At 70.9% G+C, this 26,469-nt stretch carries 22 protein-coding genes and 1 pseudogene; 17 read left to right on the forward strand and 6 right to left on the reverse strand.

Annotated elements, in window-relative coordinates; genetic code table 11:
• Positions 1–60: 60 nt before the first annotated feature.
• Positions 61–1,428 carry a glycosyltransferase 87 family protein gene (locus tag P2L57_RS21475; RefSeq protein ID WP_372515833.1) on the forward strand — a complete coding sequence of 456 codons (1,368 nt, stop codon included), beginning with the start codon at positions 61–63 and terminating at the stop codon, positions 1,426–1,428.
• Between the two features lie 5 nt (positions 1,429–1,433).
• Here P2L57_RS21475 and P2L57_RS21480 read toward each other — a convergent pair whose 3' ends face one another.
• Positions 1,434–1,988, reverse strand: a complete 555-nt coding sequence (locus P2L57_RS21480) for a GNAT family N-acetyltransferase (protein WP_275816977.1) — start codon at positions 1,986–1,988, stop codon at positions 1,434–1,436.
• 135 nt (positions 1,989–2,123) lie between these two features.
• On the opposite strand from P2L57_RS21480, the gene P2L57_RS21485 reads away from it, so the two are divergent.
• Together P2L57_RS21485 and P2L57_RS21490 are read left to right on the forward strand one after the other, a co-directional pair.
• Positions 2,124–2,867 (forward strand): 4'-phosphopantetheinyl transferase family protein, encoded by a 744-nt coding sequence (locus tag P2L57_RS21485; RefSeq protein WP_275816979.1) that lies wholly within the window; start codon positions 2,124–2,126, stop codon positions 2,865–2,867.
• Between the two features lie 134 nt (positions 2,868–3,001).
• Positions 3,002–4,489: a glycoside hydrolase family 47 protein gene (locus P2L57_RS21490; protein WP_275816981.1), complete on the forward strand. Its 1,488-nt coding sequence runs from the start codon at positions 3,002–3,004 to the stop codon at positions 4,487–4,489.
• Here P2L57_RS21490 and P2L57_RS21495 read toward each other — a convergent pair.
• Positions 4,386–5,114 (reverse strand): SGNH/GDSL hydrolase family protein, encoded by a 729-nt coding sequence (locus tag P2L57_RS21495; protein ID WP_275816983.1) that lies wholly within the window; start codon positions 5,112–5,114, stop codon positions 4,386–4,388. The two genes, P2L57_RS21490 and P2L57_RS21495, sit on opposite strands and share 104 nt — an antisense overlap.
• A gap of 367 nt (positions 5,115–5,481) precedes the next feature.
• On the opposite strand from P2L57_RS21495, the gene P2L57_RS21500 reads away from it, so the two are divergent.
• From P2L57_RS21500 to P2L57_RS21520, 5 genes are all read left to right on the forward strand, one after another.
• Positions 5,482–7,485, forward strand: coding sequence for a DUF5107 domain-containing protein (locus P2L57_RS21500; protein ID WP_275816985.1), 2,004 nt, complete (start codon positions 5,482–5,484; stop codon positions 7,483–7,485).
• A gap of 362 nt (positions 7,486–7,847) precedes the next feature.
• Entirely contained in the window at positions 7,848–11,177 is a 3,330-nt protein-coding gene (locus P2L57_RS21505) for a lectin (RefSeq protein ID WP_275816987.1), read from the forward strand.
• A gap of 256 nt (positions 11,178–11,433) precedes the next feature.
• Positions 11,434–12,228: an SGNH/GDSL hydrolase family protein gene (locus tag P2L57_RS21510; RefSeq protein ID WP_275816989.1), complete on the forward strand. Its 795-nt coding sequence runs from the start codon at positions 11,434–11,436 to the stop codon at positions 12,226–12,228.
• A 112-nt stretch (positions 12,229–12,340) separates the two neighbouring features.
• Positions 12,341–12,670: a zinc-binding dehydrogenase gene (locus tag P2L57_RS21515; protein WP_275817177.1), complete on the forward strand. Its 330-nt coding sequence runs from the start codon at positions 12,341–12,343 to the stop codon at positions 12,668–12,670.
• A gap of 152 nt (positions 12,671–12,822) precedes the next feature.
• Positions 12,823–13,242: an SseB family protein gene (locus tag P2L57_RS21520; RefSeq protein WP_275816991.1), complete on the forward strand. Its 420-nt coding sequence runs from the start codon at positions 12,823–12,825 to the stop codon at positions 13,240–13,242.
• A 76-nt stretch (positions 13,243–13,318) separates the two neighbouring features.
• Here the strand turns inward: P2L57_RS21520 and P2L57_RS21525 are convergent, their stop codons facing one another.
• Positions 13,319–13,693, reverse strand: a complete 375-nt coding sequence (locus P2L57_RS21525; protein ID WP_275816993.1) for a DUF2795 domain-containing protein — start codon at positions 13,691–13,693, stop codon at positions 13,319–13,321.
• A gap of 285 nt (positions 13,694–13,978) precedes the next feature.
• On the opposite strand from P2L57_RS21525, the gene atpF reads away from it, so the two are divergent.
• The 9 genes from atpF to P2L57_RS21570 all read left to right on the forward strand — a co-directional run bounded on the left by atpF (position 13,979) and on the right by P2L57_RS21570 (position 23,820).
• Positions 13,979–14,491 (forward strand): F0F1 ATP synthase subunit B, encoded by a 513-nt coding sequence (gene atpF, locus P2L57_RS21530; RefSeq protein WP_275816995.1) that lies wholly within the window; start codon positions 13,979–13,981, stop codon positions 14,489–14,491.
• 149 nt (positions 14,492–14,640) lie between these two features.
• Entirely contained in the window at positions 14,641–14,883 is a 243-nt protein-coding gene (locus tag P2L57_RS21535) for a DUF6158 family protein (RefSeq protein WP_275816997.1), read from the forward strand.
• A gap of 52 nt (positions 14,884–14,935) precedes the next feature.
• Entirely contained in the window at positions 14,936–16,120 is a 1,185-nt protein-coding gene (locus tag P2L57_RS21540; RefSeq protein WP_275816999.1) for an aminotransferase class I/II-fold pyridoxal phosphate-dependent enzyme, read from the forward strand.
• 87 nt (positions 16,121–16,207) lie between these two features.
• Positions 16,208–17,281, forward strand: coding sequence for an MBL fold metallo-hydrolase (locus P2L57_RS21545; protein WP_275817001.1), 1,074 nt, complete (start codon positions 16,208–16,210; stop codon positions 17,279–17,281).
• A 74-nt stretch (positions 17,282–17,355) separates the two neighbouring features.
• A complete protein-coding gene (gene cspE / locus P2L57_RS21550; protein WP_275817003.1) occupies positions 17,356–17,559 on the forward strand; it encodes a transcription antiterminator/RNA stability regulator CspE in 204 nt (67 codons plus the stop codon).
• A gap of 162 nt (positions 17,560–17,721) precedes the next feature.
• Positions 17,722–18,972, forward strand: a complete 1,251-nt coding sequence (locus P2L57_RS21555) for an EfeM/EfeO family lipoprotein (protein ID WP_372515836.1) — start codon at positions 17,722–17,724, stop codon at positions 18,970–18,972.
• Complete coding sequence (efeB, locus tag P2L57_RS21560; RefSeq protein WP_275817007.1) at positions 18,969–20,192, forward strand: iron uptake transporter deferrochelatase/peroxidase subunit; 1,224 nt, start codon at positions 18,969–18,971, stop codon at positions 20,190–20,192. Before P2L57_RS21555 ends, efeB begins: the two co-directional genes overlap by 4 nt.
• 103 nt (positions 20,193–20,295) lie before the next feature.
• Positions 20,296–22,179, forward strand: a complete 1,884-nt coding sequence (locus tag P2L57_RS21565) for a phospholipase C (protein ID WP_275817009.1) — start codon at positions 20,296–20,298, stop codon at positions 22,177–22,179.
• Positions 22,180–22,458: 279 nt separating this feature from the next.
• Positions 22,459–23,820 carry an amino acid permease gene (locus P2L57_RS21570; RefSeq protein ID WP_275817011.1) on the forward strand — a complete coding sequence of 454 codons (1,362 nt, stop codon included), beginning with the start codon at positions 22,459–22,461 and terminating at the stop codon, positions 23,818–23,820.
• Here the strand turns inward: P2L57_RS21570 and P2L57_RS21575 are convergent, their stop codons facing one another.
• From P2L57_RS21575 to P2L57_RS21585, 3 genes and pseudogenes are all read right to left on the reverse strand, one after another.
• Positions 23,821–24,621 (reverse strand): methyltransferase domain-containing protein, encoded by an 801-nt coding sequence (locus tag P2L57_RS21575; protein WP_275817013.1) that lies wholly within the window; start codon positions 24,619–24,621, stop codon positions 23,821–23,823.
• Between the two features lie 263 nt (positions 24,622–24,884).
• Positions 24,885–25,418, reverse strand: a pseudogene (locus P2L57_RS21580) (response regulator); the annotation flags it as partial.
• A 53-nt stretch (positions 25,419–25,471) separates the two neighbouring features.
• A complete protein-coding gene (locus P2L57_RS21585; RefSeq protein WP_275817015.1) occupies positions 25,472–26,329 on the reverse strand; it encodes a hypothetical protein in 858 nt (285 codons plus the stop codon).
• Positions 26,330–26,469 lie beyond the last annotated feature (140 nt).

Raw genomic sequence — 26,469 nt, forward strand, 5'->3', positions numbered from 1 at the left:
ATGCGGACAACGCGTCCGGGAAGATCGCTTTGGGCCGCCTCGGCTGCCAACGTGGCAGTCGTGGGAGTACGTACCGTCATCACCGCCGCCCTGCTCGCCGCCCTGACCGCGGTCACCGCCGCCACCCTGCGCGTGGGCGGTGATCTTGGCGCGCCCGGACACCTGCTGATCTGGTACGGCGTCGGCTGGGCGCTGTTCGCGGCAGCCGCCTGGACGGTACGCAAGGTGCCGCCCCGGGCGGCGGCGGCGCTCGTCCTCATCGGCGGGGTGGCGCTGTCCGCCGCCGCCCTGTCGGCACCGCCGCGCACCAGCGACGACATGTACCGCTACGCATGGGACGGCCGGGTGCAGGCGGCGGGGATCTCTCCGTACGCCTATCCGCCCGCGGCGCCGCAACTGGCCCGGCTGCGTGACCCCTGGCTCTTTCCGTCCGGCACCGGATGCCAGGGCTGGGATCTGCACCAGGCTCCGACGGGCGTGTGCACCCACATCAACCGGCCGACCGTGCACACCATTTACCCGCCCGTCGCCGAGGGCTGGTACCTGGGCGTGCACGCCGTCTCCCCGGCGGGCAGCCGCCACAAGCCGTTCCAGATCGCGGGCGCGGTCCTCGCCGTCGCGACCACCGGCGCACTGCTCCTGGTACTGCGGCGGCGCGGCGATCCCTGGCAGGCCGCGCTGTGGGCGTGGTGTCCCGCCGTACCCATCGGCGCGGTGAACGACGCGCATGTCGACACCCTCGGCGTGCTGTTCACGGTGCTCGCCTTCGGGGTCGGGCCCGGGGTACGCCGCGGGGCGCTGGTCGGCGCGGGCATCGCCGTCAAACTGCTGCCGGGACTGGTGCTGCCCGGTGCCCTGTCCGGCCTGCTGGCCCCGGGCCGGCGCCTGCGAGACCGGCTGGCCGAGGCCGCCAGAGTGCTGGTGCCCGCGGTCCTGGTGGTCGCCCTCGCCTACCTGCCGTACGTACTCGTCTCGGGCACCGGGGTGATCGGCTACCTTCCCGGCTATCTGCACGAAGAGGGGTACGACGCGGGCAGCGTCGGCCGGTTCGCGGTGCTGCGGCTGGTCCTGCCGGACGCGTGGGCGGGACCGGTCGCCATCGCGGCGATAGCGCTGGCCGCCCTGTACGTGCTGCGCCGCGGAGACCCCCAACGGCCCTGGCGCGGCGCGCTGTTGGTCACCGGTACCGCGCTGCTCGTGACCTCGCCCGGCTACTACTGGTACGCGCTGCTGGTGGTCGCCCTGGTGGCGCTGGACGGCCGCTGGGAGTGGCTGGCGGTGCCCGCCGCGGGCATGGTCCTGTACATCGAGACCGCGCAGGGGCTACGGGGCATCCCGGTCCAGGCCTGGCCGTTCGGACTGGCCGCCGTGATCGTGGCAACCGGCGCGGCGGTACGGCTGCGCGCCGGGCGCAGAGGTGACGCGTGACCTGGTCAGATGTCACCGGGAAGCAGCGCGTACATCACCATGTCCCGGCGCTCACCGCCGATCTCCCGCCACCCCCGCAGCAGCCCCTCCCGGTGAAATCCCGCGCGCTCGGCGGTGCGCAGCGATCCCGTGTTCCACGGTTCCACGTAGAGCTCAAGCCGGTCCAGGCCCAGCGTGGACAGGCCCCATGTGCTCATCGCCCGAACTGCGCTGAGTGCCGCTCCCTGACCGCGTGCGGAGGCCGCCACCCAGTAGCCGAGGGACGCCCGCCCCTCCCCGAGCGGCCGGAACGAGGCGGCGCCGACCGCGCGGTCATCGCGGTTGCGGACGATGACGAACGTGAAGCCCTCGCCGCTGGCGGCCCGTTGCCACTGCCGTTGGACGAAGCTGACGGCAGCCGCTTCCGAATATACGGACGGCACGGTGGTGATGCGCGGGATGTAAGGATCGGCCGAGGCCTCGCGCACCAGCCCCAGATCCCGCAGGGACCACGCGCGCAGCGAGAAGTCCCCGGCCGGAAGGTGGGGGACGACAAGAGGAGGGATCAGCGCGGACACCATGGACGCATCCTGCCGGGGTCAACGCGCGGGGCGCACGCGGTTGTCGGGGCCGGGCGGAGGGACCGGGCCCTGCCGCCGGTTGCGTGGTGGTGGGAAGATCGGCAGTCCCGACCGCCACGTTCAAGGACTGGACCGATGACCGCACCGACCCCGCCAGCGCGGATCACGCCCCGCGTGCTCGGCACCGGCCCGCTGCCCGACGGCCTCGAGCGACCCGGGCCCGGGGCTCCGGCACACGTCTGGCTGCTGCGGATTTCCAGCCATGCCGCCGCGTTGTCCGCCGATCCGAGCGGACTCGACGTCTTCGACGCGACGGAACGCCAACGCCACCAGGCGTTCATCCGGGCGGCCGACCGCGATCGCTACGCGGTCGCGCACGTCGGGTTGAGGCGGCTGCTCGGCGGCTATCTGGGCACCGAGCCGGGCGACATCGTCCTGGTGCGCGAACCGTGCCCGCTGTGCGGCGGTCCGCATGGCCGCCCCGCCGTCAGCGATGACGGACCGCACTTCTCGCTCTCGCACAGCGGCGATCTGGTCCTGATCGCCGTCGCCGGTTCTCCGGTCGGCGCCGATGTGGAGGAGATCCCGACCGTCTCGGTGGCCGACGACGTCGCGCGGAGCCTTCATCCGCGGGAGCGGGCGGAGCTGGCCGCACTGCCCCCCGCCGACCGCACGCTCGCCTTCTCCCGCTGCTGGACCAGGAAGGAGGCCTACCTCAAGGGCACCGGCGAGGGCCTGGCAGGCGGCCCGGAACACACCTATGTGGGCACCGGCGCCGAGCCCGCGGACGTCACCGGCTGGGCGCTCGTGGACGTCACCGTCGACGACGGATACGGCGCGGCCATCGCGACCGCCCTACCCCGCAGCTCAGCACACTGATGGACATTCAACAGGCTTTCGTCAAGGGGCGGTTACCCCAAACCGGGAAAGTGGCCGCAATCAGCTCACGGGTCGGCATCGGTCGCGCGGATCCCCTTGGGCGGGCGCTGTCCCACGAGTAGTGTCCGGGGGCCATGCGACCCCTCTCCCGCACACCCCAGCCGCCCGCCGCATGGCACCCCGCCCGCCGCACCCTGCTCGGCGCGGCGGCCGCCACCGCACTCGCCGGTGCCACGCTCGCGCCCCCGCACGCCTTCGCCGCCGGGAGGTCCAGAGCCATGACCAGCGACCCGGCGGGCGCCGCCGAGCCCACCGCGCTGCCGAGCGACGCCCATGTCACCCAGCAGGTCCACGCCGAGTTCCTGCACGGCTGGCACGGATACACCTCCACCGCGTGGGGCTACGACGAACTGCGCCCCGTCAGCAGGACCCACAACGACTTCTTCGCCCCCGGCAGGACCTTCGGGCTGTCCATCGTCGAGGCACTCGACACGCTCTTCCTGATGGGCGAGGACCGGGAGCTGGCGCGCGGCTGCGACTGGATCGAGAAGCACTTCGACCCCGCCCAGGACGCCGACGTCCACGTCTTCGAGGCCGTCATCCGACTGGTCGGCGGTCTGCTCGCGGGCTACCTCGCCACCGGGCGGCACAAACTGCTCAGCCTCTGCCGGGAGCTGACGGACCACCTGCTGCCAGCCTTCACCTCCTCGCCGACCGGCATCCCGTACAGCCATGTCAATCTGCGTACCGGGGCGGTCAGCGGCCCCGACGTGCCGCTCGCCGAAGTCGGAACGAACATCATGGAGTTCGGTCTGCTGTCGAAGCTCACCGGTGACTCGCGGTACTACGACGCCTCGATGCGCGCCTATCGCGCGGTCATCGACAAGCGCAGCTCGCTCGACCTGCTCGGTACCTCGATCAACGCGGAGACCGGCCGCTGGACCGACACCGCCTCCGTCGAGCCGAACCCGCCGGTCGACTCCTTCTACGAGTACCTGTGGGGCGGTTACGCGCTGTTCGGCGACAGCCGGCTGCGCGACTGGTACCGGACGCTGACCCGCGCGGTCCTGCGCCACCAGTCCGACACCAGCACCGGCCACCTCTGGTTCTGCCAGGTCGATCCGGCCACCGGCAAGCAGGTCGGCACCAGCCAGTCGGAGCTGGCCTCCTTCTACGCGGGCCTGCTCGGCAAGGGCGGCGACCTGCGGGACGGCGCGGCGTACTACCGGTCGTGGACCGCCGTGCTCGACCGGTACCCGGTACTGCCGGAGGGAATCGACTACCGGACGCTGACCGCCACCGACAAGGGAAACCAACTGCGGCCCGAGTACGCGAACTCGTCCTTCGATCTGTGGCGGTTGACGCATGACGCCTACTACAAGCGGACCGGGTACCGGTATTTCACCGCGATGCGGGACCATCTGCGGGTGCCGGGCGGCTACACGATCGCCACGGACGTGACCACAGCGCCGATGGGGCAAGGGGATTTGCTGCCCGCGTATTGGTTCGCGGAGAACTTCAAGTACGTGTACCTGATGTTTTCCGGGACCCGGCGGTTCGACTACCGGAACGGGTATCTGTCCACTGAGGGGAAGGTCCTGCGGGGCTTGCGGCGGTCCTAGGGAATCGCTCCAGCGCCAGCGCAGCCCGGTCGGCCATGATGCGGTACCCCGCGTCATGGGGGTGCTTGTGGTCGCCGCTGTCCCAAAGCGGGTTGAGCCTTTCCGGGTTGCCTGGCGCGGCCAGCGCGCTGCCGAAGTCGACAACGGCGTCAAAAGTGCCGGAGTCGCGGATCCACTGGTTGAGTTCCGTCCGCTCGGCCGCTGAACGTGGCGTGTGGTACTCCGGGCCCGCGAACGGCAGCAGGGTCGCGCCCAGCACCCTGACACCCCCGGAACGGGCCCGCTCGACCAGGCGTCGGTATCCGGCGGCCAACTCCCCGACGGATACATCGGTGTTGGGCCGATAGGTCGGCAGATCGACCTCGCTGAAGCCGATGTCGTTGAGACCGGCCAGGACGATGACGGTGTCCACGCCCGGCTTGCCGAGGACATCGCGCTGGAAGCGCGCCAGCGCGCTGTCGCCGAACCAGGCCGAGTCGCTCAGCAGCAAGTTGCTGCCGATGCCCGAGTTGAGCACCGGACGCGGCCGCCCCCACGCGGCGAGCCGCTCGGCCAGCCGGTCCGGGTACCGGCTGTTGGAGTCGGCCGTGGAGCCGAAGCCGTCGGGCTGATTCACGGTACCCATGGTGTAAGCCGTCCTTCCGTCGGTCTTCCGGAAGGCAGGCTGTCGCGTACCGAACGACCCACCCAGCCACCTGTTCTGCGTAGCACCGCGGATCCTGCGACCCGCAGGGTCAGTTCAAGGATTCAGCACACACCCAAACGCGAGATCGGTAAAGATCCCTCCAATTGCCGCCCGTTGTAACCGCCGCATTACGTCAAGGTGTCTCCCAGTCCGCGAAAAGACCTGGTGGCCCCGGACTGCACCGGGTTCGATGGAATACGCGCGGCTCCGCCCGCCGGCCGGACCCGCGGCGCCGCCCGCCAGTCAGACCTGCGGCACCGCCGCCAGTCAGACCTGCGGCACCGCCGCCAGTCAGAGAGGGGCAGCCTTGGCCACCACCGTGCGACGTACCAGCATCACTCTCCCCGCCGCCCGCCTCGGCCCGGAGAACCCGCTGCCCGCGCTGCGCACACCGGCCGACCCGCACCAGGTCGATGAGCGCGAGCGCGTACGGTTTCCGCCGGGCATGGCACGCCGGATCGGCTACGCGCCGCTGCGCTCCCTGCTGCCGGTGCGTCGCCTCGATGGGTACGACCGCCACCGCACCCCCACCGACCTCGAAGCCATCGTGATCGAGAACGACCGGCTGCGTGCCACCGTGCTGCCCGGCCTCGGCGGTCGGGTGTACTCCCTTGTGCACAAGTCCACCGGTCGGGAACTGCTCTACCGCAACCCGGTGGTGCAGCCCGCGAACTTCGGTCTCGCCAACGCCTGGTTCTCCGGCGGCATCGAATGGAACATCGGCGCCACCGGTCACACCACGCTGTCCTGCGCGCCCGTACACGCCGCCCGGGTACCCGCACCCGACGGTGGCGAGATGCTGCGGCTGTGGGAGTGGGAACGATTGCGCGACCTGCCGTTCCAGGTCGACCTGTGGCTGCCGGAGGCCGCCGAGTTCCTGCTGGTCGGCGTCCGGATACGCAATCCGCACCAGCGCGCCGCGCCCGTCTACTGGTGGTCCGGCATCGCCGTTCCGGAGAGCCCGGACACCCGCGTCATCGCCCCCGCCGACGAAGCCTGGCACTTCGGACACGAACGGTCACTGCGCCGCGTCCCGGTCCCCGAATGGCAGGGCGCCGACCGCACGTACCCACTGCGCGGTGAACGCGCCGCCGACTACTTCTACGAGGTTCCGGACGCCGCCCGTAAGTGGATCACGGCGCTGGACGGCGAGGGCCATGGCCTCGTACAGACCTCGACCGACCTGCTGCGCGGCCGCAAACTCTTCCTGTGGGGCAACGGGCCCGCCGGTCAGCGCTGGCAGCGGTGGCTCACCGAACCCGGCACCGACGGATACATCGAGATCCAGGCGGGTCTGGCCCGAACCCAGTTGGAGCACATCCGGCTGGAGGCGACCAGCGAACTGTGCTGGCTGGAGGCGTACGGCCCGCTGGCGGCGGACCCCGCCGCGGTGCACGGCACGGACTGGACGGCGGCGCGCGACGCGGTGTCGCGCGGCCTGGAGGCCGCGCTTCCGCGCTCGGACGTCGAGCGGGCCTACCAGGCCTGGCTGGGCTGCGCCGACACCGAGCCGAAGGAGATCCTGGCGACGGGTTCCGGTTGGGGCGCCCTCGAAGTGCTGCACGGGCGCTTCGACCTGCCCGGAACCCCCTTCGACGAGGCCACGCTGGGGGAGGAGCAGCGCCCCTGGGTGGAACTGCTGCACAACGGCCGTCTTCCGCAGGGCCCGTTGAGCACACCGCCCGGTCCCACGCTCGTCGCTCCGCACTGGCGGGATCTGCTGGAGACGGCACCGGCGGACGCGCTGGCCGAGTACCACCTGGGGGTGGCGCAGTGGCATGCCGGTGACCGGGCCCAGGCTGTGCGTAGCTGGGAGCGCTCGCTGAAGACGGCGGAGTCGTGTTGGGTGATGCGCTGTCTGGCGGTCGCCGATGTCGAGTCGGGGCATCCGAAGCGGGCGGCCGAGCGGTATCTGCGGGCCTTCGAGCTGGCTGCGGAGGACCCCGGGCAGGCGCACGCGGTGTTGGCCGGTTTGGCGCGCGAGGCGGTGCCCGCGCTGCTTGCGGCAGCGCGGGCGGGGGATGCGGGGGCGCTGCTGGGGGCGCTGCCGGTGTCGGTACGGGAGCGGGGGCGGTTCCGGCTGATGGGGGCCCAAGTACTGCTCGCGCAGGGGGAGGTGAGGGAGGCTAGGGCGGTGTTCGACGCCGGGTTCGAGGTGGATGACCTGGGGGAGGGGGAGGAGACGTTGAGCGATACGTGGTTCGCGATTGCTGAGCGGTTGGTTGCGGGTGCCGGGCCCGTCACCGAATCGATTCGCCGCCGCGCTCGGGCGGAGCACCCTCTTCCGGACGCGTACAACTTCGGCCTCTAGGCTCGCGTTGGCGGTTCCGGGTACGGCGATTTTCCTCCCTCCGCCCCCGTTGCCGGGACCGTTCGGGTGCCGTTGCGCCGGGTCGTTTGCGGGGCGGGGCCACGTTGTCCGCTGCGCTGCGGGCCGGTGGTCATACGGTGCGCGAGGGGGGTGCGACAGGGAAAATTCCTTACCCGGAACCGGTGGCGCTAGCGAGCGGTGTTGACACCACGTCAGCAAAACGTTTCACTTTTCACCCGTACGTCTTGGCAACGTTGTCACCCGAACGCACCCACCCCGGACAACGTTGTCGGTGGCGTCGCGTGCGATGCCACCGAACGCATGTCCATCCGTGAAGGTCCAACCGCCCGTGGAGGCACGTGATGGCAAGACCGCTGCGCGCAAGCGCGCCCGGATTCCGTAGACGCGTCGCCGCCGTGGCCCTCGTGGCCCTGGCGGCGCTGCCGCTTCAGACACTGGGCGCCGGGCCCGCGTCCGCCGCCACCCTGGTCAATGACCCCGCGTCGCTGGTGAACCCGCTCATCGGCACCTCGGGCAGCGTGGACACCTTCCCCGGCCCCGACGCACCGTTCGGCATGCTGCAGTGGGGGCCGGACACCACACCGCACCGCCCGGACGGCGGTGGCTACGAGTACAAGGACAACAAGATCTCCGGGTTCAGCCTCACCCACCTGTCCGGCCCCGGCTGCGCAGGGGCCGGTGACGTGCCGATCCTGCCGATCACCGGTGAGTTGTCCGGGAACCTCGGCGACACCAGCGCCACCTTCCAGCACGAGGACGAGCAGACCGGCATCGGCTACTACGGGGTCACCGATGCCTCCGGCATCAAGTCCGAGCTCACGACCGCCACCCGGGCGGGCCTCGGCCGGTTCACCTTTCCTGGTTCCGCCGACTCCCATCTGCTGCTCAAGCTCAGCGGCGGCGCCACGCAGGTCGACGGCACCCGCGCCGAGGTCGTCAACAACAACGAGGTCATCGGCGCGGTGCAGAGCGGTCACTTCTGCGGCGCCAACAACGGCTACACCCTGCACTTCGACATCAAGTTCAGCAAGCCGTTCACCACCTCGGGCACCTGGGTCGGCGACACCATCAACGAGAACGCGACGTCGATCGAGCAGGGCCGCCCGCAGCAGGGCTTCGGCCCGAACCACGCGACGAACCCGACCCACGGCCCGGACTTCACCCTCCGCGGCAAGCCCTCGCCGTCGATGCACGGCCCCGCGGCGCCCCGCAAGCGCAGCGCGGTCGGTCCGCCGGTGACCGGTGCCAACGGGATGTACCTGACGTTCGACACCACCGGCGCCCCGACGGTGACCGCGGCCGTCGGCATCTCGTACACCAGCGACACCAACGCGCGGAAGAACCTCGCCGCGCAGATCCACGGCTGGAACTTCGACGCACTCCGCCAGGCGAACCACAAGGAGTGGAACCGCGTGCTCAGCCGGGTGCGCGTCGGTGGCGGAAGCCACGACCAGCAGGTGCAGTTCTACACCGCGCTGTACCACTCGCTGCTGCACCCCAATGTGTTCTCCGATGCCAACGGCGAGTACATGGGCATGGACGACCAGGTGCACCACCTCGCCAAGGGGCAACTGGCGCAGTACGCCAACTACTCCGGCTGGGACATCTACCGCTCGCAGGTGCAGCTGATGGCCATGGTCGACCCGAAGGTCGAAAGCGACGTGGTCACCTCGATGCTCAACGGCTATGACCAGACCGGGCTGTTGCCGAAGTGGGCGCAGAACAACGGTGAGACCTATGTGATGGTCGGTGACCCGGCGGCCGCCATCATCGCCGACGCGTACGCCTTCGGGGCACGCGACTTCAACACCGCGCACGCCCTGGACGCACTGGTCCATGAGGCCACCAAGCCCAACAACGTCCGGCCCGGCGAGGCGGTCAGGGACGACAAGGGATATCTGCCGATCGACGGCAAGGACTGGGGCTGCTGCAACTTCTACGGCCCGGTCTCCACGCAGCAGGAGTACGACGTCGCGGACTACGCCGTCGCGACGCTGGCCAAGTCGTTGGGCCACCGGGACATCTACACCAAGTTCGCGGCCCGCGCCCAGGACTGGCAGAACGTCTTCAACCCGCAGAGCGGATATCTGCAGGCGAAGAAGGCGGATGGCGAGTTCGCCTCAGGTTTCACCCCCGGCACCTCCAACGGATTCGTCGAGGGCACATCGGCGCAGTACACGCCGATGGTCCCGTTCAACCTCAGGGCGCTGATCGCGGCGCGCGGCGGTACGGCCGCGTACAGCTCGTACCTCGACAGTCTGCTCAGCAACATCACGGCTCCGACGGGGATCAACGCCGATCTGAGCAACGAGCCCAGTATCGAGATCCCTTGGGAGTACGACTACGTCGGCCAGCCCTGGAAGACGCAGGCCGCGCTGCGGCAGGCGCAGCAGAAGCTCTGGTTCAACGCTCCGCTGGGCTCCTTCGGCAATGACGACCTGGGGGAGATGGCCTCCTGGTATGTCTGGTCCGAGCTGGGCTTCTATCCCGAGACGCCCGGTACGGACATCCTCGCGCTGGGCAGCCCGGTCTTCCCGCAGACCGAGCTCACCCTGGGCAGCGGAAAGGTCGTGCGGATCAACGCCCCTCAGGCGGCGCCTGACGCGCCATATGTGCAGGCACTGCGGGTCAACGGCCGGGCATGGAACAGGGCATGGCTCGGCTTCGGGGCGCTGAGCCGCGGTGGTGCCCTGGACTACGCCCTGGGCACCGCGCCGAACACCGGCTGGGCGGCGTCACCCGCCGCGGCGCCGCCGTCCGACGCCACCGGAGAGCACGAGGTGCTGGCGTCGACGGGCCCCTCGGGCGCGGGTCTGGTGGTCGCGCCCGGTAGCAGCGGTACCGGAACCCTCAACCTGGTGAACATCGGCAGCAGCGCCGTCACCGTTGCGTGGGCCGCCGAGGCGGCGTCCGGGGTGACCCTCGACGTGCCGTGCGGTTCGGTGACCCTCCCACCGGGCGGCAAGGCCGAACAGCAGGTGAAGGTGACGGCGGGGGACAAGGAGGGCGTGTATCCGGTGGCGTTCGCGCTCTCCACCAACTCCGGTTCCTCGCTGGGCAGGGCGGTGCTGCGGGCGGTGGTGGCCTATCCCGACGAGGCGTGGCCGTACTACACGGACGAGGGCGTCTATTCGGACGGTGCCACCTACACCGGCGGCTTCGACGGAGACGGCGCGGCCTACTCCCAGAACGCGCTGGACGACGCGGGTGTCAGGGGTGGCTCGGATGTCGGCGTGGACGGTGTCTCGTACATCTGGCCGGAGGTGGCTCCGGGCACGCTGGACAACATCACCGTGGCGGGTCAGACCATTCCGACCGCATCGCCGGCCGGTGCGGGGGCGTTGGGGCTGCTGGGCGCGGCGACCAACGCACCGAAGACCGGCAGCAAGGGCGAGCTGACCATCACGTACACCGATGGCAGTACGTCCAAGGCCACGGTCGGCTTCTCGGACTGGACGCTCAACGCCGGTGGCAGCTCCCCGGTACCGGGGGACACGACGGTGGTCACCACGCCCTACCGGAACACCGGTGACGGAGGAAGGGACACCGTGAAGACCTATGTCTTCGCCACCAAGGTGCCCATCGCCCCGGACAAGAGGGTCGCCTCGATCACGCTGCCGGTCATGGACAGCGGTTCGGCGCACATCTTCGCCATCGGCTACGGGACCTGACCCGCTCGCCGATGTCAACGGCCGGTGCCGGATGCGGAATTGAGCATCCGGCACCGGCCGTTCCATTGGGTCCGGTTGGGTGGTGCGGTGCTACGTGATGGGCGTGTGCACGACAAGTGAAAACTTGGCGATATCGGTTGAATCATGGCGCACGCCTCTGTACCGGGCGTCCGGTCTGCGTCTTACTGCTGGGTAGGGCTCGCGATTACCCACGAGTACCGCCCCCACTCTTCCGCATCATCCCGTGGAGGAACCCGTGCGCAGATCATCCCTGCTCGCTGCCGCCGTCAGCCTCACCGCGGCCGCCGCCATGACCATCGGCGGCGCCCCCTCCGCAAGTGCCAGCGGGGGCAACTTCGTTGCCCTCGGGGACTCGTACTCCTCCGGAGTCGGGTCCACCGACAACTACCTCAACGGCTGCGACCAGAGCACGGCCGCCTACCCGTACCTGTACCAGCAGGCCGGCTCGCCGAGTTCGTTCAGCTTCCAGGCGTGCACCGGCGCCAACGCCTCCAGCATCGAGAGCAGCCAGCTCTCCGCCCTCAACTCCGGGACGACACTGGTCAGTCTCACCGACGGTGGCAACGATGTCGGATTCGCCAGTGTCATGCAGACCTGTGTGCTCGGCGGCGACAGCAGCTGCACCAGCGCGGTCTCGTCGGCCGAGAGCAAGGCCAGGAGCCAACTCCCCGCCATCTTGGACACGCTGTACTCCGACATCCGCTCCGACGCGCCCAACGCGCATGTCGTCGTGCTCGGTTACCCCGAGTTCTACGACCTGTCCCGCTCCAGTGGCTGCATCGGGCTCGACAAAACCAAGCGCACCGCCCTGGACAACGCCGCCGACCTCCTCGACAGCGTCATCGCCACCGAGGTCGCGAAGTACGCCGACTTCACCTTCGCCGATGTGCGCGGCTACTTCTCCGGGCACGAGCTGTGCGACGGCTCGGCGTGGTTGCACGCCGTGACCTGGCCGATCACCGACTCGTACCACCCGACGGCGGACGGCCAGTCCGGCGGCTACCTGCCCGCCTTCAACGCCGCGCTCTGATCACCGGCCAGGCTGGATGACAGGCTGCGGCCAGTCGGCAGCGGCCGAACGGGTGGCGAGGGGGATCATCCCCCTCGCCACCATCGTTGCCGCGATCATGAAGGCAGTCGTGATGCAGGCCTACGGCGGTCCGGAGAACCTGCAACTCGCCGAGGTACCAGAACCGAAAGTGGGACCCGGCGCTGTTCTCGTCCGGGTCAAGGCAGCCGGGGTCAACCCGGTGGACCGGAAGATCGGCCGGGGCTACGTGGGCGGACACCCGGTGTGGGTACGGCCGGACTCCGCTGACCTCACCGCACTCGCCGAGCTCGCCGACCAGGGCAGGCTGACCGTCCACGTCGACCGGGAGTTCCCCCTCGCCGAGGCCGCCGAGGCCGCCGAAGCCTGGCGGGTCAGTGCCGAGGGGCGCACTCGCGGCAAGATCGTGCTGACGATGTCCTGAACCGGGGACCTGCGGAGGTTTTCCGGTACGGATTTCCTCCCCGGCGGGTTTCTTTTCGGCGGACGACGCATGCCTTGCTCCTCCTCGGGTACGCGGAGCGTCCGACGTCGGGCGCACAAGGCGTCCGGCCGCGGCACCCGAGGAGTGGTCCGATGACCGACAACGTACCGAACCAACCGATCTCGCCGGACGCGCGTGCCGCACAGGAGGCGCTGCACAAACTGGCCACCGACAGCAACGATGTGGTGGCGCTGGGTACCCTGGCCGCCAGTGAGGTGCTGCTGCCCGTTCCGGAGACCCCCGACACCCCGGAGGGTGACCCGGGCGGCATCCAGCTACCGGTGTTCGAGCAGGGCGATGGCGTCCGCCTGGTGCCGGTCTTCACCTCTGAGGAGCGGCTCGCCCTCGCGCTGCCGCAGATCCGCAGCTACCGCACGGTGCGGCTTTCCCTGTTGGGCCAGGGCTGGCCTGCGGATGATCTCGCGCTGTCCATCGACGCGGGCTCTCCGGACACCGTGACCGTCCAGGGCCAGGGCGTCCGCGCGCTGGCCACCCTGACGGGCGGCGGCTGAACGCCAACTGGTCTGGTACGGGCGCCACTTCGCCGCCGGCGAGGTGTGCGCCCGTTCCGTTGTATGACTCTCGCGGTCAGGCGGCCCGGCGGCGGAGTGCGTCGACGACCTCCTGCACGGTGTGGAACGTGGTGTCGGCGGGCAACGCGCGCACCTGGTCGATCAGGGCGTCCGGCGCGTGCTGGCCGACCATTTCGCGGACGAGCGCGCTCCGCTTGGCGGGGAACACCTTGCGCCCCAAATGGCGCGCAAGCTCGAAGCGCAGCGCGTCCTCGCTCCGCATACCGGTCGGTACGGGATGGGCGGCCACCGCCGGGTCGTCGTCGGCCAGGGGCTCCGGATCGAACCACTCCGCAACCCGCGTGGAGTGCCCGGAGCGGATCAGCCCCTGCAACTCGTGCTTCATCTCGTCGTCGCGGTAGACACTGAGCCGGTCGCTGCCTCGTTGCATGGTGTTCCTCCCGGTTTGGTCTTGCTATCCGTCTTACCTCCCGCGCGCGTCTGATGCGCGGTCGAGGGCGCGCGATGCGGAAATTCCGCGGACGGCCCGGTCTGCCGCTCCGCAACGGCTCCGGATGACGGCCCACCGCCGGGCCCGGGGCGACCCGTGTCGCCATCCGCCGGCCGCGGCGTGACCGCGCCGCGGCGCCGGCCGATCACCGCCGAGACGGTGCGCCGGCCGACGCCGCGCCACGCTGCCGCGTACGGCTGTTCGGATCCCCAATATCCTTATGCCATGGGACCGTTGAAGCCGGATGTCATTGAACTCGTTCTTGGGCTCGTCCTGTTCTTCATCGTCTTCGGGGTGTTCGCCGGTGTGCTGCTACCCCGCGTCGCCAAGGTCATCGCCCGCCGCGAGGACGTGATCAACGGTGGCCTGGCCCGGGCGGAGCAGCGGGCGGCCGAGGCCGAACGCATAGCCGCCGAGGGGCGCGAGATCATCGCCGAGGCGCGCCGTGACGCGGCCCGAGAGCGGCAGCGCCAGATCGAGGACGGCACCGCGCTGCTCGCCCAGGTCCGGGCGGAGGGCCTGCGGCAGCGCGAGCGGACCGTCGAGACCGCACAGGCGGAGATCGCCGCCGACCGGGCCATCGCTGAGGCCGAGCTGCGGCACGACGTCGGCACGCTCGCCGTGGAGCTCGCCGGACGGATCATCGGTGAGGCGCTCGACGAGACGGCTCGCGACAGCGCGGTGGTGGAGCGGTTCTTCGCGGAGCTGGAAGCGAGCGACGCACCAGCCGCCGAGTAGCCCGGCGCCGAGCAGCACATGCGGGTCCCGGCACCCGTTGGGATACTGGCCCCGACGGGGCTGGCCGCGATTCTCCGCTGGGGAATGCGCACCGCGCGGGCGACCGCCGTGGCGGGACCGGTACTGACCGGTCCGGGAAGGACGTGCGCATGGCCGACTACAACAACGGTGTGCCACCCGAGCGGCTGGACGAGCGCCAGCTGATCAGGGAGCTGGAGGCTATCCACCGCACCCGGCACGAGACGCTGCTGTACGGATCGTCGGACGCGTTGCGTACGCACAGCTCGCGCATGGCCGCGTTGGAGGGCGAGTACCTGCGCCGCCACCCGCAGCGCCGCCCGGCCGCCGGTCGTACCAGGGCAGGCGCCCGAGCCCGCGCCGCCTGCGTCTGAGCCGCAGGTGCCCGGTGGCCGCGAAGGCACGGCCTGCCGCACGGAGGTACGGATGCAGCGCACTGCGGCTGGTTCTCCCCCCGCCCTCACCGATCCCGGGCTGCCCGCGGCTCCCGAGCTCGCCGAGCGGTTCGCCCAGGCCTGGGACGCCCCGCCGCAGCCGGTCGGCGGGGACACCGCGGTCCGTACCGCCGCCTGCGGCTACTGGGAGCGCCGGGGGCATGCCACCGAGCCGGATCGGGTGCTGCTCGCGCCCGGGCCCGCACCGCTGCTGCTCGCCCTGCTGGCCGCCGTCGGCGGCGATCTGGTGGTGGCCAGCCCGGCGGCCGCCTGGTACTCCGCCCAGGCGCATGTCCTCGGCCGCCGCGTCCATTTGGTGGCGACACCGGCCGAATGCGGTGGGGTACCGGATCCCGTGGCGCTGCTGGAGACGGTCCGCCGGGCCCGGGACGGCGGCGCGCAGCCGCGGCTGCTGGTGGTCTCCGTCGCCGACGACCCCACCGGTACGGTCGCCCCGCCCGAGCTGCTGCACGAGGTGTGCGAGGCGGCGGCGGGCGCCGGAATGCTGGTGGTCTCCGACGAGACATACCGCGATGCGCTGCACGATCCGCACACCGTCCTGCTCAGCCCGGCGGAGTCGTTCCCCGGGCACACCGTGGTCCTCGCCGACCTGGCGGGCGGGCTGCTGCCGCCGGCCTGGCCCGCGGCCGTCGCGCGGTTCCCGGCCGATGATCCGGCGGGCGGCCTGCTCGGCCCGGTACGTGATGTGCTCGACGCGCAGCGGGGGGTACCGGCCGCCCCGGTCGCCCGGGCCGCCGCGCTCGCCCTCGCCGAGCCCGCCGCGCTGCGGGAGCGCGCCGCCGCGGCCGTACGGCTGCACGCCGCGGTGGCCGCCGCCGTGCACCGCGTCGTCATCCGGCTGGGCGCGCTCTGCCTGCCGCCGCAGGCCGGGTTCCAGCTGTATCCGGACTTCGGGCCGCTGCGCCCGGCGCTGGCCGGGCACGGTGTCACCGGACCCGACGCGTTGGCCGAGCGGCTGCCCGGAGCCGTCGCGGGCCCCCGGTTCGGCGATGACCCGTCCGCGTTGCGGATACGGATCACGACCTCGGTGCTGTACGGCGGCACGCCCGCCGAGCGGGAGGCCGCGCTGCACGCCGCCGAGCCGCTGCGGGTGCCGCATGTCGCCGAGGCGTTGGCGGCGCTCGGCACCGCCTTCTGCGAACTGACAGCCGCCTGAATTACCGTCTACGGCGCCGCGCTTTCGGTCGCGTCCGCCCGCCGTGTCTCCGGGACGCCGCCCGGTTCCCCACCGATTGGAGCCTTGATGACCGATCAGACCGAACAGAGCGACCGGCCTGATCAGGCCGGGCAGCCGCTGCTCGGCCCCGGCGCCGGGCGGGGACCGGTCCCGGCGGGTACCCCCGGCACCGCCGGCGGTCTGCGGCCGATCGGCGAGCGGCGGGTCTGGCCGAGGTCCTTCGCCGCCCGGATGACCGAGCCGCTCCCGGGGTTCCTGGAAATGCTCAAGGTCGGCCGCCAGGGCGGTTTCCGCCCGCGCCGCGAGGACCTCGCCGACCTGCCCAGACTTCCCGTCCGGCCCGCCCGGCTGCCCGCCGTGGACACCGGGACCCTCGCCGTCACCTGGGTGGGACACGCGAGCTGGGTGGTGCGGGTGGGCGGGCTGACCGTACTGACCGACCCGGTCTGGTCCCGCAGGATCCTCGGCACTCCGCCCCGCGTCACGCCGGTCGGCGTGCCCTGGGCGAACCTTCCGCCGGTGGACGCGGTGGTGATCAGCCACAACCACTACGACCATCTGGACGCCCCCACCCTGAAGCGGCTGCCGCGCGACACCGCGCTGTTCGTCCCCGCCGGCCTGGCCCGCTGGTGCCGCCGCCGCGGTTTCACCCGGGTCACCGAGCTCGACTGGTGGGAGGCGGCCGAACTCGGCTGCGTGCGCTTCGAGTTCGTCCCCGCACACCACTGGAGCAAGCGCACCCTGACCGACACCTGCCGTTCGCTGTGGGGCGGATGGGTGATCAGCGACCCGGCCGGGCAGCGGCTGTACTTCGCCGGGGACACCGGGTACGGGCACTGGTTCACCGAGATCGGCCGCCGCCACCCCGGGATCGACCTCGCGCTGCTGCCCATCGGCGCCTACCAGCCCCGCCGACTGCTGCGTTCGGTGCACACCGACCCGGAGGAGGCGGTCCAGGCCTGCGTCGACGTCGGCGCACGGGTGATGGTCCCCATGCACTGGGCGACGTTCCTGCTCTCCGCCGAGCCGCCGCTGGAGCCGTTGACCCGGTGCCGGGCGGCCTGGGCCGCCGCCGGGCGGCAACGACAGGACCTTTGGGATCTGCCAATCGGCGGTTCGCGGGTGCTGGACGGCCCGTGATCGGGAATGCTGTTGGCGAAAATCGCGGTCGGCATGTCGAGGCCGCCGTGGCACCGGATGAAGGGCCATAACTGATGGCAACAGGCACCGTGAAGTGGTTCAACGCCGAGAAGGGCTTCGGCTTCATCACCCAGGACGAGGGCGGTCCGGACGTGTTCGTCCACTTCTCGGCCATCCAGGGCACCGGCTACAAGTCCCTGGAAGAGAACCAACGCGTCGAGTACGAGGTCACCCAGGGGCCGAAGGGACCGCAGGCGGAGAACGTGGTTCTCCTATAGCACTGCGCCGTGCGCCTTTGGTGGTACGGGCGCATGTGCCGGACAGGTGAACTCCCGTCGAATTCCCGGTTCCAAGGCCTCGCGCGGATAGGTGCGAGGCCTTCCGGCTCCCTACGATGAGCGGCGGCATCACTGCCGATCGCACTGGTGTCCGTACCGCTCATGTCCTGTACTCGCTGGAGCCGCCGAGTGATCCGCCCCCGAATACCCCGCGGTCGGCGCGGGCTGCTGTCCGCGGGGGGAGCGCTGGCGGCCGTCGCCGCGGTGGCGGCGGTGCTGGTGGGAACACTGGGCGGCGACGGGCGCCCCGCCGCGCAGCACGGCCCCGGCAACGCTGACGGGCTGCCGCGCACGCGGGTGCGGATGTCGGCCGGCGAGTGCGGGCAGGGCTGGACCCAGGGCCACAGCGGCAGCCAGGTGTTCGATGTGTACAACGCCTCCAACGGGCCCGCCGAGGTCGACCTGCTCGATCCCGGGTCCGGAGCGGTCTACGGTGAGGTCGAAGGCCTGGCGCCGGGCACGTCCCGTCCGCTGCAGGTCACCCTCGGGGGCGGCTCCTACGCCTTCAAGTGCCTGCCCGACGACTCCGACGCGTTCACCGGCCCGACCGTCCGGATCTCCGGTCACGCCGCGGCCGGACCCGCCGCCGTACCGGTCAACCAGCACGATCTGATCCCGCCCACCCTCGCCTACCAGCAGTGGATCGGCGACCGGATGGGCGAACTCGCCGACCGGGTGGGCGCGTTGCGGGACGCGGTCGACGGTGGCGACCTCGACTCCGCGCGGACCGCCTGGCTGCCCGCGCACCTGGTGTACGAGCGGATGGGCGCCGCGTACGGCACCTTCGGCGACGCGGACAAGGCGATCAACGGCACGACCGCCGGGCTGGCGCAGGGCACCTCCGACCCGCGGTTCACCGGCTTCCACCGCATCGAGTACGGCCTGTGGCACGGGCAGAGCGCGGACCGACTGCGCGGCCCCGCCGACCAGTTGGCCAAGGACGTGGACCAGCTGCGCGCCGGCTGGCCGCAGGCGCGGATGGACCCGGCGCAGCTGGGGCTGCGGGCGCACGAGATCCTGGAGAACACCGTGCAGTTCGAGCTCACCGGCCGGACCGACTACGGCAGCGGCAGCAACCTGGCCACCGCCCGCGCCAACCTCGACGGCACCCGGGCCGTACTGGGCTATCTGCGGCCGCTGCTGACCGGTTCCCGCTTTCCGCAGCTCCCTCGGCTGGACGGCGCGCTGGACCGGGCGCAGCACACCCTGGACGGCTTTGACACCGGCGGCCACTGGACCCCGCTGGGCAGCCTCAGCCGCCCGCAGCGGGAGAAGGCCAACGCCGACATCGGCGCGGCGGTGGAGCAGCTCGCCTCGGTCGCGGCGGTCTGCGATGTACGGAGGACGTCATGACGGCGCTGGACCGACGCTTCTTCCTGCGCGGCGCGGCCGCCGCGGGGATCACGGGCGCCGCGGCCACCGGTCTGGTACGGGCCGACGCCGCACCGGCCGCGGCCGAGGACGCGCCCGCGGTCGTACCCTTCCACGGCGCCCACCAGGCGGGCATCATCACGCCGGCCCAACGCCACTGCGTCATGGCCGCGTTGGACGTGACCGCGGGCGGCCGCGCCGAACTCACCGATCTGCTGCGGACCATCACCGAGCGGGCGCGCTTCCTGACCTCCGGCGGGACTCCGCCCTCCCTCGGCATCACCGCGCCGCCCCCGGACTCCGGCACCCTCGGCTCTCAACTGCCCGCCGACCGGCTGACCGTGACCCTGGGTGCCGGGGCCTCCCTGTTCGACGACCGGTTCGGTCTGGGCGACCGCAAGCCGGCCAAGCTGCGCGCCATGGACACCTTCCCCGACGACGACCTCGACCCGGCGTGGTGCCATGGCGACCTGAGCCTCCAACTGTGCGCGGACTCGCCCGACACCGTGCTGCACGCACTCCGCGACATCGCCCGGCACACCCGCGGTGCGGCGCAGGTGCGCTGGCGCATCGACGGTTTCGTCAGCGCACCGCGCCCGTCCGGCACCCCGCGCAACCACATGGGGTTCAAGGACGGAACCGCCAACCCCGACACCTCAAACGCACGGGAGATGGACCGTCTGGTGTGGACGGCGCCCAGCGGCTCCGGTGAACCGGCGTGGGCCGCGGGCGGCAGCTACCAGGTGGTGCGGCTGATCCGGATGCTGGTGGAGTTCTGGGACCGGGTCTCGATCAGCGAGCAGGAGCGGATGTTCGGCCGCCGCCGGGATACCGGCGCGCCCCTGGACGGCAACGCGGAGACCGACACACCGCAGTACGCCCAGGACCCCAAGGGCGATGTGATCCCGCTGGACAGCCACATCCGGCTGGCCAACCCGCGCAACGCGGCCACCGGCGACCAGCGGATCCTGCGCCGCGCGTACAACTACGACAAGGGGATGGACGCGAACGGCAACCTCGACATGGGGTTGGTGTTCCTGTGCTACCAGCAGGATCTGGACCGTCAGTTCACCGCGGTGCAAAAGCGGTTGGCGGGCGAGCCGCTGGTGGACTACATCAAGCCGTTCGGCGGCGGCTACTTCTTCGCGCTGCCCGGTGTGCGGGGCGCGAGCGACTGGCTCGGGCGCGCCCTCTTGACGTGAACTGTTCACTTCGATGTCATCGCAGTTCCGTCGTGCCGCCCCGACCAGGCAGCAGCATCACCGGCGGAATCGCGGCATTACCGCATCTAACGGAGGCCATGGCATGACCGTCAGAGTGAGACCACCCGGGACCCGGCGCCGGGCGGCACGGTGGGGAGCACTGGCCGGAGCTGCCGTGTTGGCGGCGGCGAGCGGCACCGCGCCCGCGATCGCCGCGCCCGACCACGGTGGACCGGTGCGCACCGCCACGCCGGTCAAGCACCTCGTCGTGATCTTCGACGAGAACATCTCCTTCGACCACTACTTCGCCACCTACCCGAAGGCGGCGAACACCGACGGTTCGAAGTTCACGGCGTCCCCGAAGACCCCGAAGGACACCAACAACCTGGCCAACGCCGGGCTGTTGACGAAGAACCCCAACCAGTACGCGCCGCAGCGACTCGGTTCGTCCCAGGCAATGACCTGCGACCAGAACCACGAGTACGCCGCCGAGCAGTACGCGTACAACGGCGGCAAGGCCGACCAGTTCGTCCAGAACACCGACTCCGGCAAGTGCTCGGGCAACCTGTTCGGCGAGCCCGGCCTGGCGATGGACTACTACGACGGCAACACCGTCACCGCGCTGTGGAACTACGCCCAGCACTACACGCTGAACGACAAGTCGTTCGGCTCGGGGTACGGTCCGTCGACCCCCGGCGCGCTGGAGCTCATCTCCGGCCAGACGCATGGCGTCGTCTCGGTGGACCCCGCCTCCGGCACCGAGCACCCCAAGCAGACCGCGAAGCCCGACCCGTACACGGTCCAGTCGCCGAACGCCAAGGGCGTCGGCACGGTGATAAACGACCCGGACCCGGCCTTCGACGACTGCGCGAACAAGGACCACACCGCCAAGAACGCGCTGGCCAAGATGGCCGGTCCGAACATCGGTGACCGGCTCAACGCCAAGGGCGTCAGCTGGGGTTGGTTCCAGGGCGGCTTCCGGCCGAGCACCCCGTGGAACGGCCGGCAGGGCTCGTACGCGCTGTGCAAGGGCACCACGCACACCAACGTCGGCGGCGCCGCGGTGGAGGACTACAGTCCGCACCACAACCCCTTCGCGTACTACCAGTCCACCTCGAACCCGCACCACGTCGCGCCCGCCTCGCTGGGCGAGATCGGGCACAGCGGCCGGGCCAACCACAACTACGACCTCAGCGACTTCGACACCGTGGTCAAGGCGGGCAAGCTGCCCTCGGTCAGCTTCCTGAAGGCCGGCGAGTACCAGGACGGCCACGCCGGGTACTCCGACCCGATCGACGAGCAGCACTTCCTCGTCAAGGAGATCAACGAGGTCCAGAAGTCGCCGCAGTGGCGCGACACCGCGGTCGTCGTCGCCTACGACGACTCCGACGGCTGGTACGACCATGTGTACGCCCCGCCGCTGAACGGCTCGAAGGACTCCGCCAAGGGCTCCGACGGCAAGGCCACGGACAGCCCGGGCTGCCAGGCCGGTCCCGCGGCGGCCGGTGGCTACGCCGACCGCTGCGGTCCGGGCACCCGGCAGCCACTGCTGCTGATCTCTCCGTTCAGCAAGGTGAACTCGGTCGACCACACCCAGACCGAGCAGACCTCGATCACCAAGTTCATCGAGGACAACTGGGGCACCCGCCGCATCGGGGACGGCTCCTTCGACCAGCGGGCCACCTCGATCGGGGCGCTGTTCGACTTCAAGCACCCCAACAACCAGCAGGTGCTGCTGAACCAGGACGGTTCGGTCGCCTCGGTGAAGCCGATTCCGCCGTCACACGGCGGATCTGACAACTCTGGTGACTATGGCAACTCCGACAACTCTGGCAACGCCGCCAGCACGGACAACCTCTCCCAGCAGCAGCTCGCCGAGACCGGCGCGTCCTTCCCGGCGCTGCCCGTCGGGCTGGCCTCCGGCGTGGTCGTCGTCGCTGGTGGGGCCATCGCGGTAGCGGTGCACCGCCGCCGCAGCGCCGCCTGATCCGGTACGCCTGAAGAGGGCGCATGGCTCGGAAGGCCGAGCCGTGCGCCCCTTCGTTTTCTCCGGCCGAGCGCCGTCCGCGCCGCAACATTTTCCGTTTGCGGGTCACTGTCCGGAACAAATGTCATCGATTTGGGTAACGAGCCGGGCTGGGCCACCATGGTGGCGCTCCGAAACAGGAGACCAACCCTTCCGCCTTGTCATCGCTGGACCCGGTGCGACCGCACCGGGTCCAGCGATGTGCTGTGCGGCGGCAGGACCAGAGAGGCACGATCACCCATGCACGACACCGCGAGCGAGACCCGAGCCCCGGCGGCCGACCAGGCCGCGACCGGGACGCACTCGCGAAAATTCGGTCTGCCCACCGCTGTGGCGCTGGTGATGGGCAACATCATCGGCGGCGGCATCTTCCTGCTGCCCGCCTCCGTCGCCCCCTTCGGCACGCTCAGCCTGCTCGCCTTCGTGGTGCTCACGGTCGGCGCGATCACCCTCGCGCTGGTCTTCGGCCGCCTCGCCGGGCGCGATCCGCGCACCGGCGGCCCGTACGTCTACGCCCGTGAGGCCTTCGGCGACTTCGCCGGGTTCCTGTCCGCCTGGTCGTACTGGGTGATGACCTGGGTGAGCAACGCGGCGCTCGCGGTCGCCGCGGTCGGCTACATCGATGTGATCGCCCCTGGCCACGTCTCGAAGTGGACCCATCTCGCGGTGGCCCTGCTGGCCCTCTGGCTGCCCGCGCTGGCGAACCTCGCGGGCACCCGGTGGGTCGGCGCGGTGCAGATCGTCTCGACCGTGCTGAAGTTCCTGCCTCTGCTGTTCGTCGCCGTCGTCGGGCTGTTCTTCTTCGACCCGCACAACCTCGGCCCGTTCGACACCAGCGGCGGCAACCTGGTCGGCGGGATCTCCGCCTCGGCCGCGCTGCTGCTCTACTCCTACGTGGGCGTGGAGTCCGCCGCCGTGAGCGCGGGCGAGGTGTGCGACCCCGCGCGCAACGTCGGCCGGGCCAGCGTGCTGGGCACCATCGGCGCCGCACTGGTCTACCTGCTCGGCACGCTGTCGGTGTTCGGCACCGTCCCGCACGACAAGCTGGTGAAGTCCTCCGCGCCGTTCTCCGACGCGGTCAACAGCATGTTCGGCGGCCATTGGGGCGGCACGCTGATCGCCACCGCCGCGGTGATCTCCATCATCGGCGCGCTCAACGGCTGGACGCTGATGAGTGCCCAGGCTCCGTACGCGGCCGCCCAGGACGGGCTGTTCCCGGCCGCGTTCACCAGGAAGCAGCGCGGGGTGCCGACCTTCGGCGTGCTCGTCGGTGTGGTGCTCGCCTCGCTGCTGACCATCGTCAACTACACGACCGGTGCCACCGGGGTCTTCAACATCCTGGTGCTGATCACCACGTTCTCCGCCACGGTGCCCTATCTGCTGGCCGCCGCCGCCCAGTTGTACTGGCTGGCGTCCGGCCGCCGCCACCAGGTCCAGCCGGGCCGCTTCGTCCGCGATGTGGTCATGGCGCTGGCGGCCTTCGGCTTCTCGATGTGGCTGGTCGCCGGTGCCGGGTACGCGGCGGTGTACCAGGGCACGCTGTTCCTGTTCGCCGGTGTGCTGGTCTACGTATGGATGAAGGGCCGCCGCGCCGAGCGGTGATCACGCCCGGCAGATGACCTCGCCGTGCAGCACGGCCAGCCAGCCGTCGGGGTCGGCGGACCAGGTGCGCCAGGCGTCGGAGATACGGCGCAGATCGTCCTCGGTGGCGTAGCCGTCGCGGCGGGCCTGCTCGGCCAGGGCCGACTGGAGGATCCGGTCGGCCCACATCCCGCCCCAGTGGGCGCGGTCCGCGTCATCGGCATGGCACCAGGTGCTGGAGCTCGCCGTGATCTCGGTGAAACCGGCGGCGCGGGCCCAGGCCGGCATACGGCGCCCGGCGTCCGGCTCACCGCCGTTGGCGCGGGCACACCGCTGGTAGAGGGCCATCCACTCGTCCAGGGCGGGCAGTTGCGGGTACCAGGTGAAGCCGTGGTAGTCGGATTCCCGGGCCGCCACGATGCCGCCGGGCCTGCACACCCGGCGCATCTCGCGCAGCGACCGCACCGGGTCGGCCACGTGCTGGAGCACCTGGTGGGCGTGCACCACGTCGAAGGTGTCATCGGGGAACTCCAGCGCGTGGACATCGGCGGTGCCGAACTCGACGTTGCGCAGGCCGCGTTCGGCGGCCACCGCGGCCGCCGACTCCAGTACGTCCGCCGCCGCGTCGACGGCGGTGACATGGCCACCGGGGGAGACCAGCTCGGCCAGGTCCGCGGTGATCGTGCCGGGGCCGCAGCCCACGTCCAACAGCCGCATTCCGGGCCGCAGATGGCCGATCAGATACACCGCCGAGTTCCGCGCGGTGCGCCAGCGGTGCGAGCGCAGCACCGACTCATGGTGTCCGTGGGTGTACGCGGTCATGGGGTTCCCTTCGGGGGCTCGTCCTACTCCTGCGCCTGCCCGGCGGGGGCTCGCCGGGGCGTGTCCGGTTCGGTACCGGCCGGTTGGCGGCGGTGTCGAACCCCGCCGCGACCCACGACGGCGCCACCCGGCGGTGTCGAACCCGCCGCGAGCACAGCGACTCCAACCGGCCGAGCCGAACCGAGCGCAACCCCGGCGGAGCCTTACCGGACCCGCGGCAGCACTCTAAAGCGCATCTCGCGATCCGGGAATCACGTCCCGAATCATGGACACGACGGCGTGATGAAGCCACACTCGTACGCGGTGATCACCGCCTGAGTGCGGTCCCGCGCTCCCAGTTCGGCCAGCACCCGGGCCACATGCGTCTTCACCGTCTCCGGCCCGACCGCCAGTTCGGTCGCGATCCCGGTGTTGGACAGCCCGGTGGCCATCAGCCGCAGCACGGCCGCCTCGCGCTCGGTCAACCGCTCCCGCAGGGCGTCCCGCCGCCGCGACGAGCGCTCGGCGGCGCCGTGCCGCGCCGCCGGCTGCCGTACCGCCTCCGGAAACAGCAGACAGTCGCCGGAGGCCACCAGCCGTACCGCGCGGAGCAGTTGTTCCGCCTCCGCGCGCTTGAGCAGAAAGCCACTTGCCCCCGCGCGCAGTGCGTCGTACACGTAGGAGTCGTTCCCGAAGGTGGTGACGACCATGATCCGGGGCGGGGCGGCCATCGTCCGGATCAACTCCTCGGTGGCGCGGATGCCGTCGACACCCGGCATCCGGACGTCCATCAGCACGATGTCCGGCCGCAGTTCGCGGTACCGCGTCCGGCGTGTCGGTGATCCGGGTCCCCCGTGCGGGGGATCGTCGGTCAGCCGGTGGTGGGCCGGTACTCGTAGACGCGGGTGGCGACCTTGCAGATGCCCGGTGAGACGACGTCCACGCGCAGCACCTTGGCGTTCGGGTCGTAGTCGATGCCCTCGGTCTCGAAGGTGCCCGTGCAGATGCTGCGCTGCGGCAGCTGGAAGAGGGTGGTCACGTGGCCGGTGGTCCGGGCACCGTCCAGCGGGTGCGGCAGGTCGACCTGGAACACGTCCTTGGCCGGATCGTCGGAGCTGCACAGCAGCCGGGTTCCGGAGACGAAGTCGCAGCCCTGGATGTTGCTGATGGTCCGGTCGAGGCTGATCTGACCGGCCTGCGGCAGGCTGCCACCGGTGCGCGGGGTCGAGGAGTTGAGCAGCGGCGCGGGAAAGACCTGGAGGCGGTTCTCGTCGCCCCACTCGCCGGAGACCAGCCACTGCGCGTCGGGCGAGACGGTGGCGAACGAGTTGTTCAGCATCTCGCCGGAGTCCAGCGGGTGGGTGTACTCGTAGCGTTGTCCGCCCGGCGTGGTGACGGCGAACATCTTCGAGGTCGCGTTGTCGCCGCCCTGGTAGGCGTCGAAGATGTAGCCGCGGGCGATGTCCGGGTCGCCGATGTGGTTCCAGCCCTGTATCCGAAGGTCCAGCGGTATCGAGCCGAGGCCCCGGTAGAGCAGTGAGCCGTCGGCGCGGCTGGCCAGGCCCTGGCCGCCGGTGAGTGAGTTGACGGTGCTGCTGCCGGTCTCCACCCAGCCACCGGGCGAGGTGGGGGCGGCGGCGCCGGCGGTGCCCGCGGTGGTCAGGGTCGCGGCGGCGAGCAGTAGCGCGGCGGCGCGCGCACGAAGGCCGCGTCGGTTACGAGTGGTCAAGGTTCCCCCTGGTCATGGATTCCCCCCGGACCTGGTCAGAGGCACCCCGGGTTGTCGGGTCATCGTCAAGTCGGCCTCTGAGGGTACGTCCACCGCCTTGGATGAGCCATGGCCTGTGGGCCAACTCGTGCTGAACTCGT

It is taken from the genome of Streptantibioticus ferralitis (genome assembly GCF_029223525.1).
Classification (GTDB): domain Bacteria; phylum Actinomycetota; class Actinomycetes; order Streptomycetales; family Streptomycetaceae; genus Streptantibioticus_A; species Streptantibioticus_A ferralitis.

Coding starts and splice junctions, on each gene's coding strand:
- P2L57_RS21480 (WP_275816977.1), bottom strand. CDS start 1,988: ATGGTGTCCGCGCTGATCCCTCCTCTTGTCGTCCCCCACCTTCCGGCC.
- P2L57_RS21485 (WP_275816979.1), top strand. CDS start 2,124: ATGACCGCACCGACCCCGCCAGCGCGGATCACGCCCCGCGTGCTCGGC.
- P2L57_RS21490 (WP_275816981.1), top strand. CDS start 3,002: ATGCGACCCCTCTCCCGCACACCCCAGCCGCCCGCCGCATGGCACCCC.
- P2L57_RS21495 (WP_275816983.1), bottom strand. CDS start 5,114: ATGGGTACCGTGAATCAGCCCGACGGCTTCGGCTCCACGGCCGACTCC.
- P2L57_RS21505 (WP_275816987.1), top strand. CDS start 7,848: ATGGCAAGACCGCTGCGCGCAAGCGCGCCCGGATTCCGTAGACGCGTC.
- P2L57_RS21515 (WP_275817177.1), top strand. CDS start 12,341: ATGCAGGCCTACGGCGGTCCGGAGAACCTGCAACTCGCCGAGGTACCA.
- P2L57_RS21520 (WP_275816991.1), top strand. CDS start 12,823: ATGACCGACAACGTACCGAACCAACCGATCTCGCCGGACGCGCGTGCC.
- P2L57_RS21525 (WP_275816993.1), bottom strand. CDS start 13,693: ATGCAACGAGGCAGCGACCGGCTCAGTGTCTACCGCGACGACGAGATG.
- atpF (WP_275816995.1), top strand. CDS start 13,979: ATGGGACCGTTGAAGCCGGATGTCATTGAACTCGTTCTTGGGCTCGTC.
- P2L57_RS21535 (WP_275816997.1), top strand. CDS start 14,641: ATGGCCGACTACAACAACGGTGTGCCACCCGAGCGGCTGGACGAGCGC.
- P2L57_RS21540 (WP_275816999.1), top strand. CDS start 14,936: ATGCAGCGCACTGCGGCTGGTTCTCCCCCCGCCCTCACCGATCCCGGG.
- P2L57_RS21545 (WP_275817001.1), top strand. CDS start 16,208: ATGACCGATCAGACCGAACAGAGCGACCGGCCTGATCAGGCCGGGCAG.
- cspE (WP_275817003.1), top strand. CDS start 17,356: ATGGCAACAGGCACCGTGAAGTGGTTCAACGCCGAGAAGGGCTTCGGC.
- P2L57_RS21555 (WP_372515836.1), top strand. CDS start 17,722: ATGTCCTGTACTCGCTGGAGCCGCCGAGTGATCCGCCCCCGAATACCC.
- efeB (WP_275817007.1), top strand. CDS start 18,969: ATGACGGCGCTGGACCGACGCTTCTTCCTGCGCGGCGCGGCCGCCGCG.
- P2L57_RS21565 (WP_275817009.1), top strand. CDS start 20,296: ATGACCGTCAGAGTGAGACCACCCGGGACCCGGCGCCGGGCGGCACGG.
- P2L57_RS21570 (WP_275817011.1), top strand. CDS start 22,459: ATGCACGACACCGCGAGCGAGACCCGAGCCCCGGCGGCCGACCAGGCC.
- P2L57_RS21575 (WP_275817013.1), bottom strand. CDS start 24,621: ATGACCGCGTACACCCACGGACACCATGAGTCGGTGCTGCGCTCGCAC.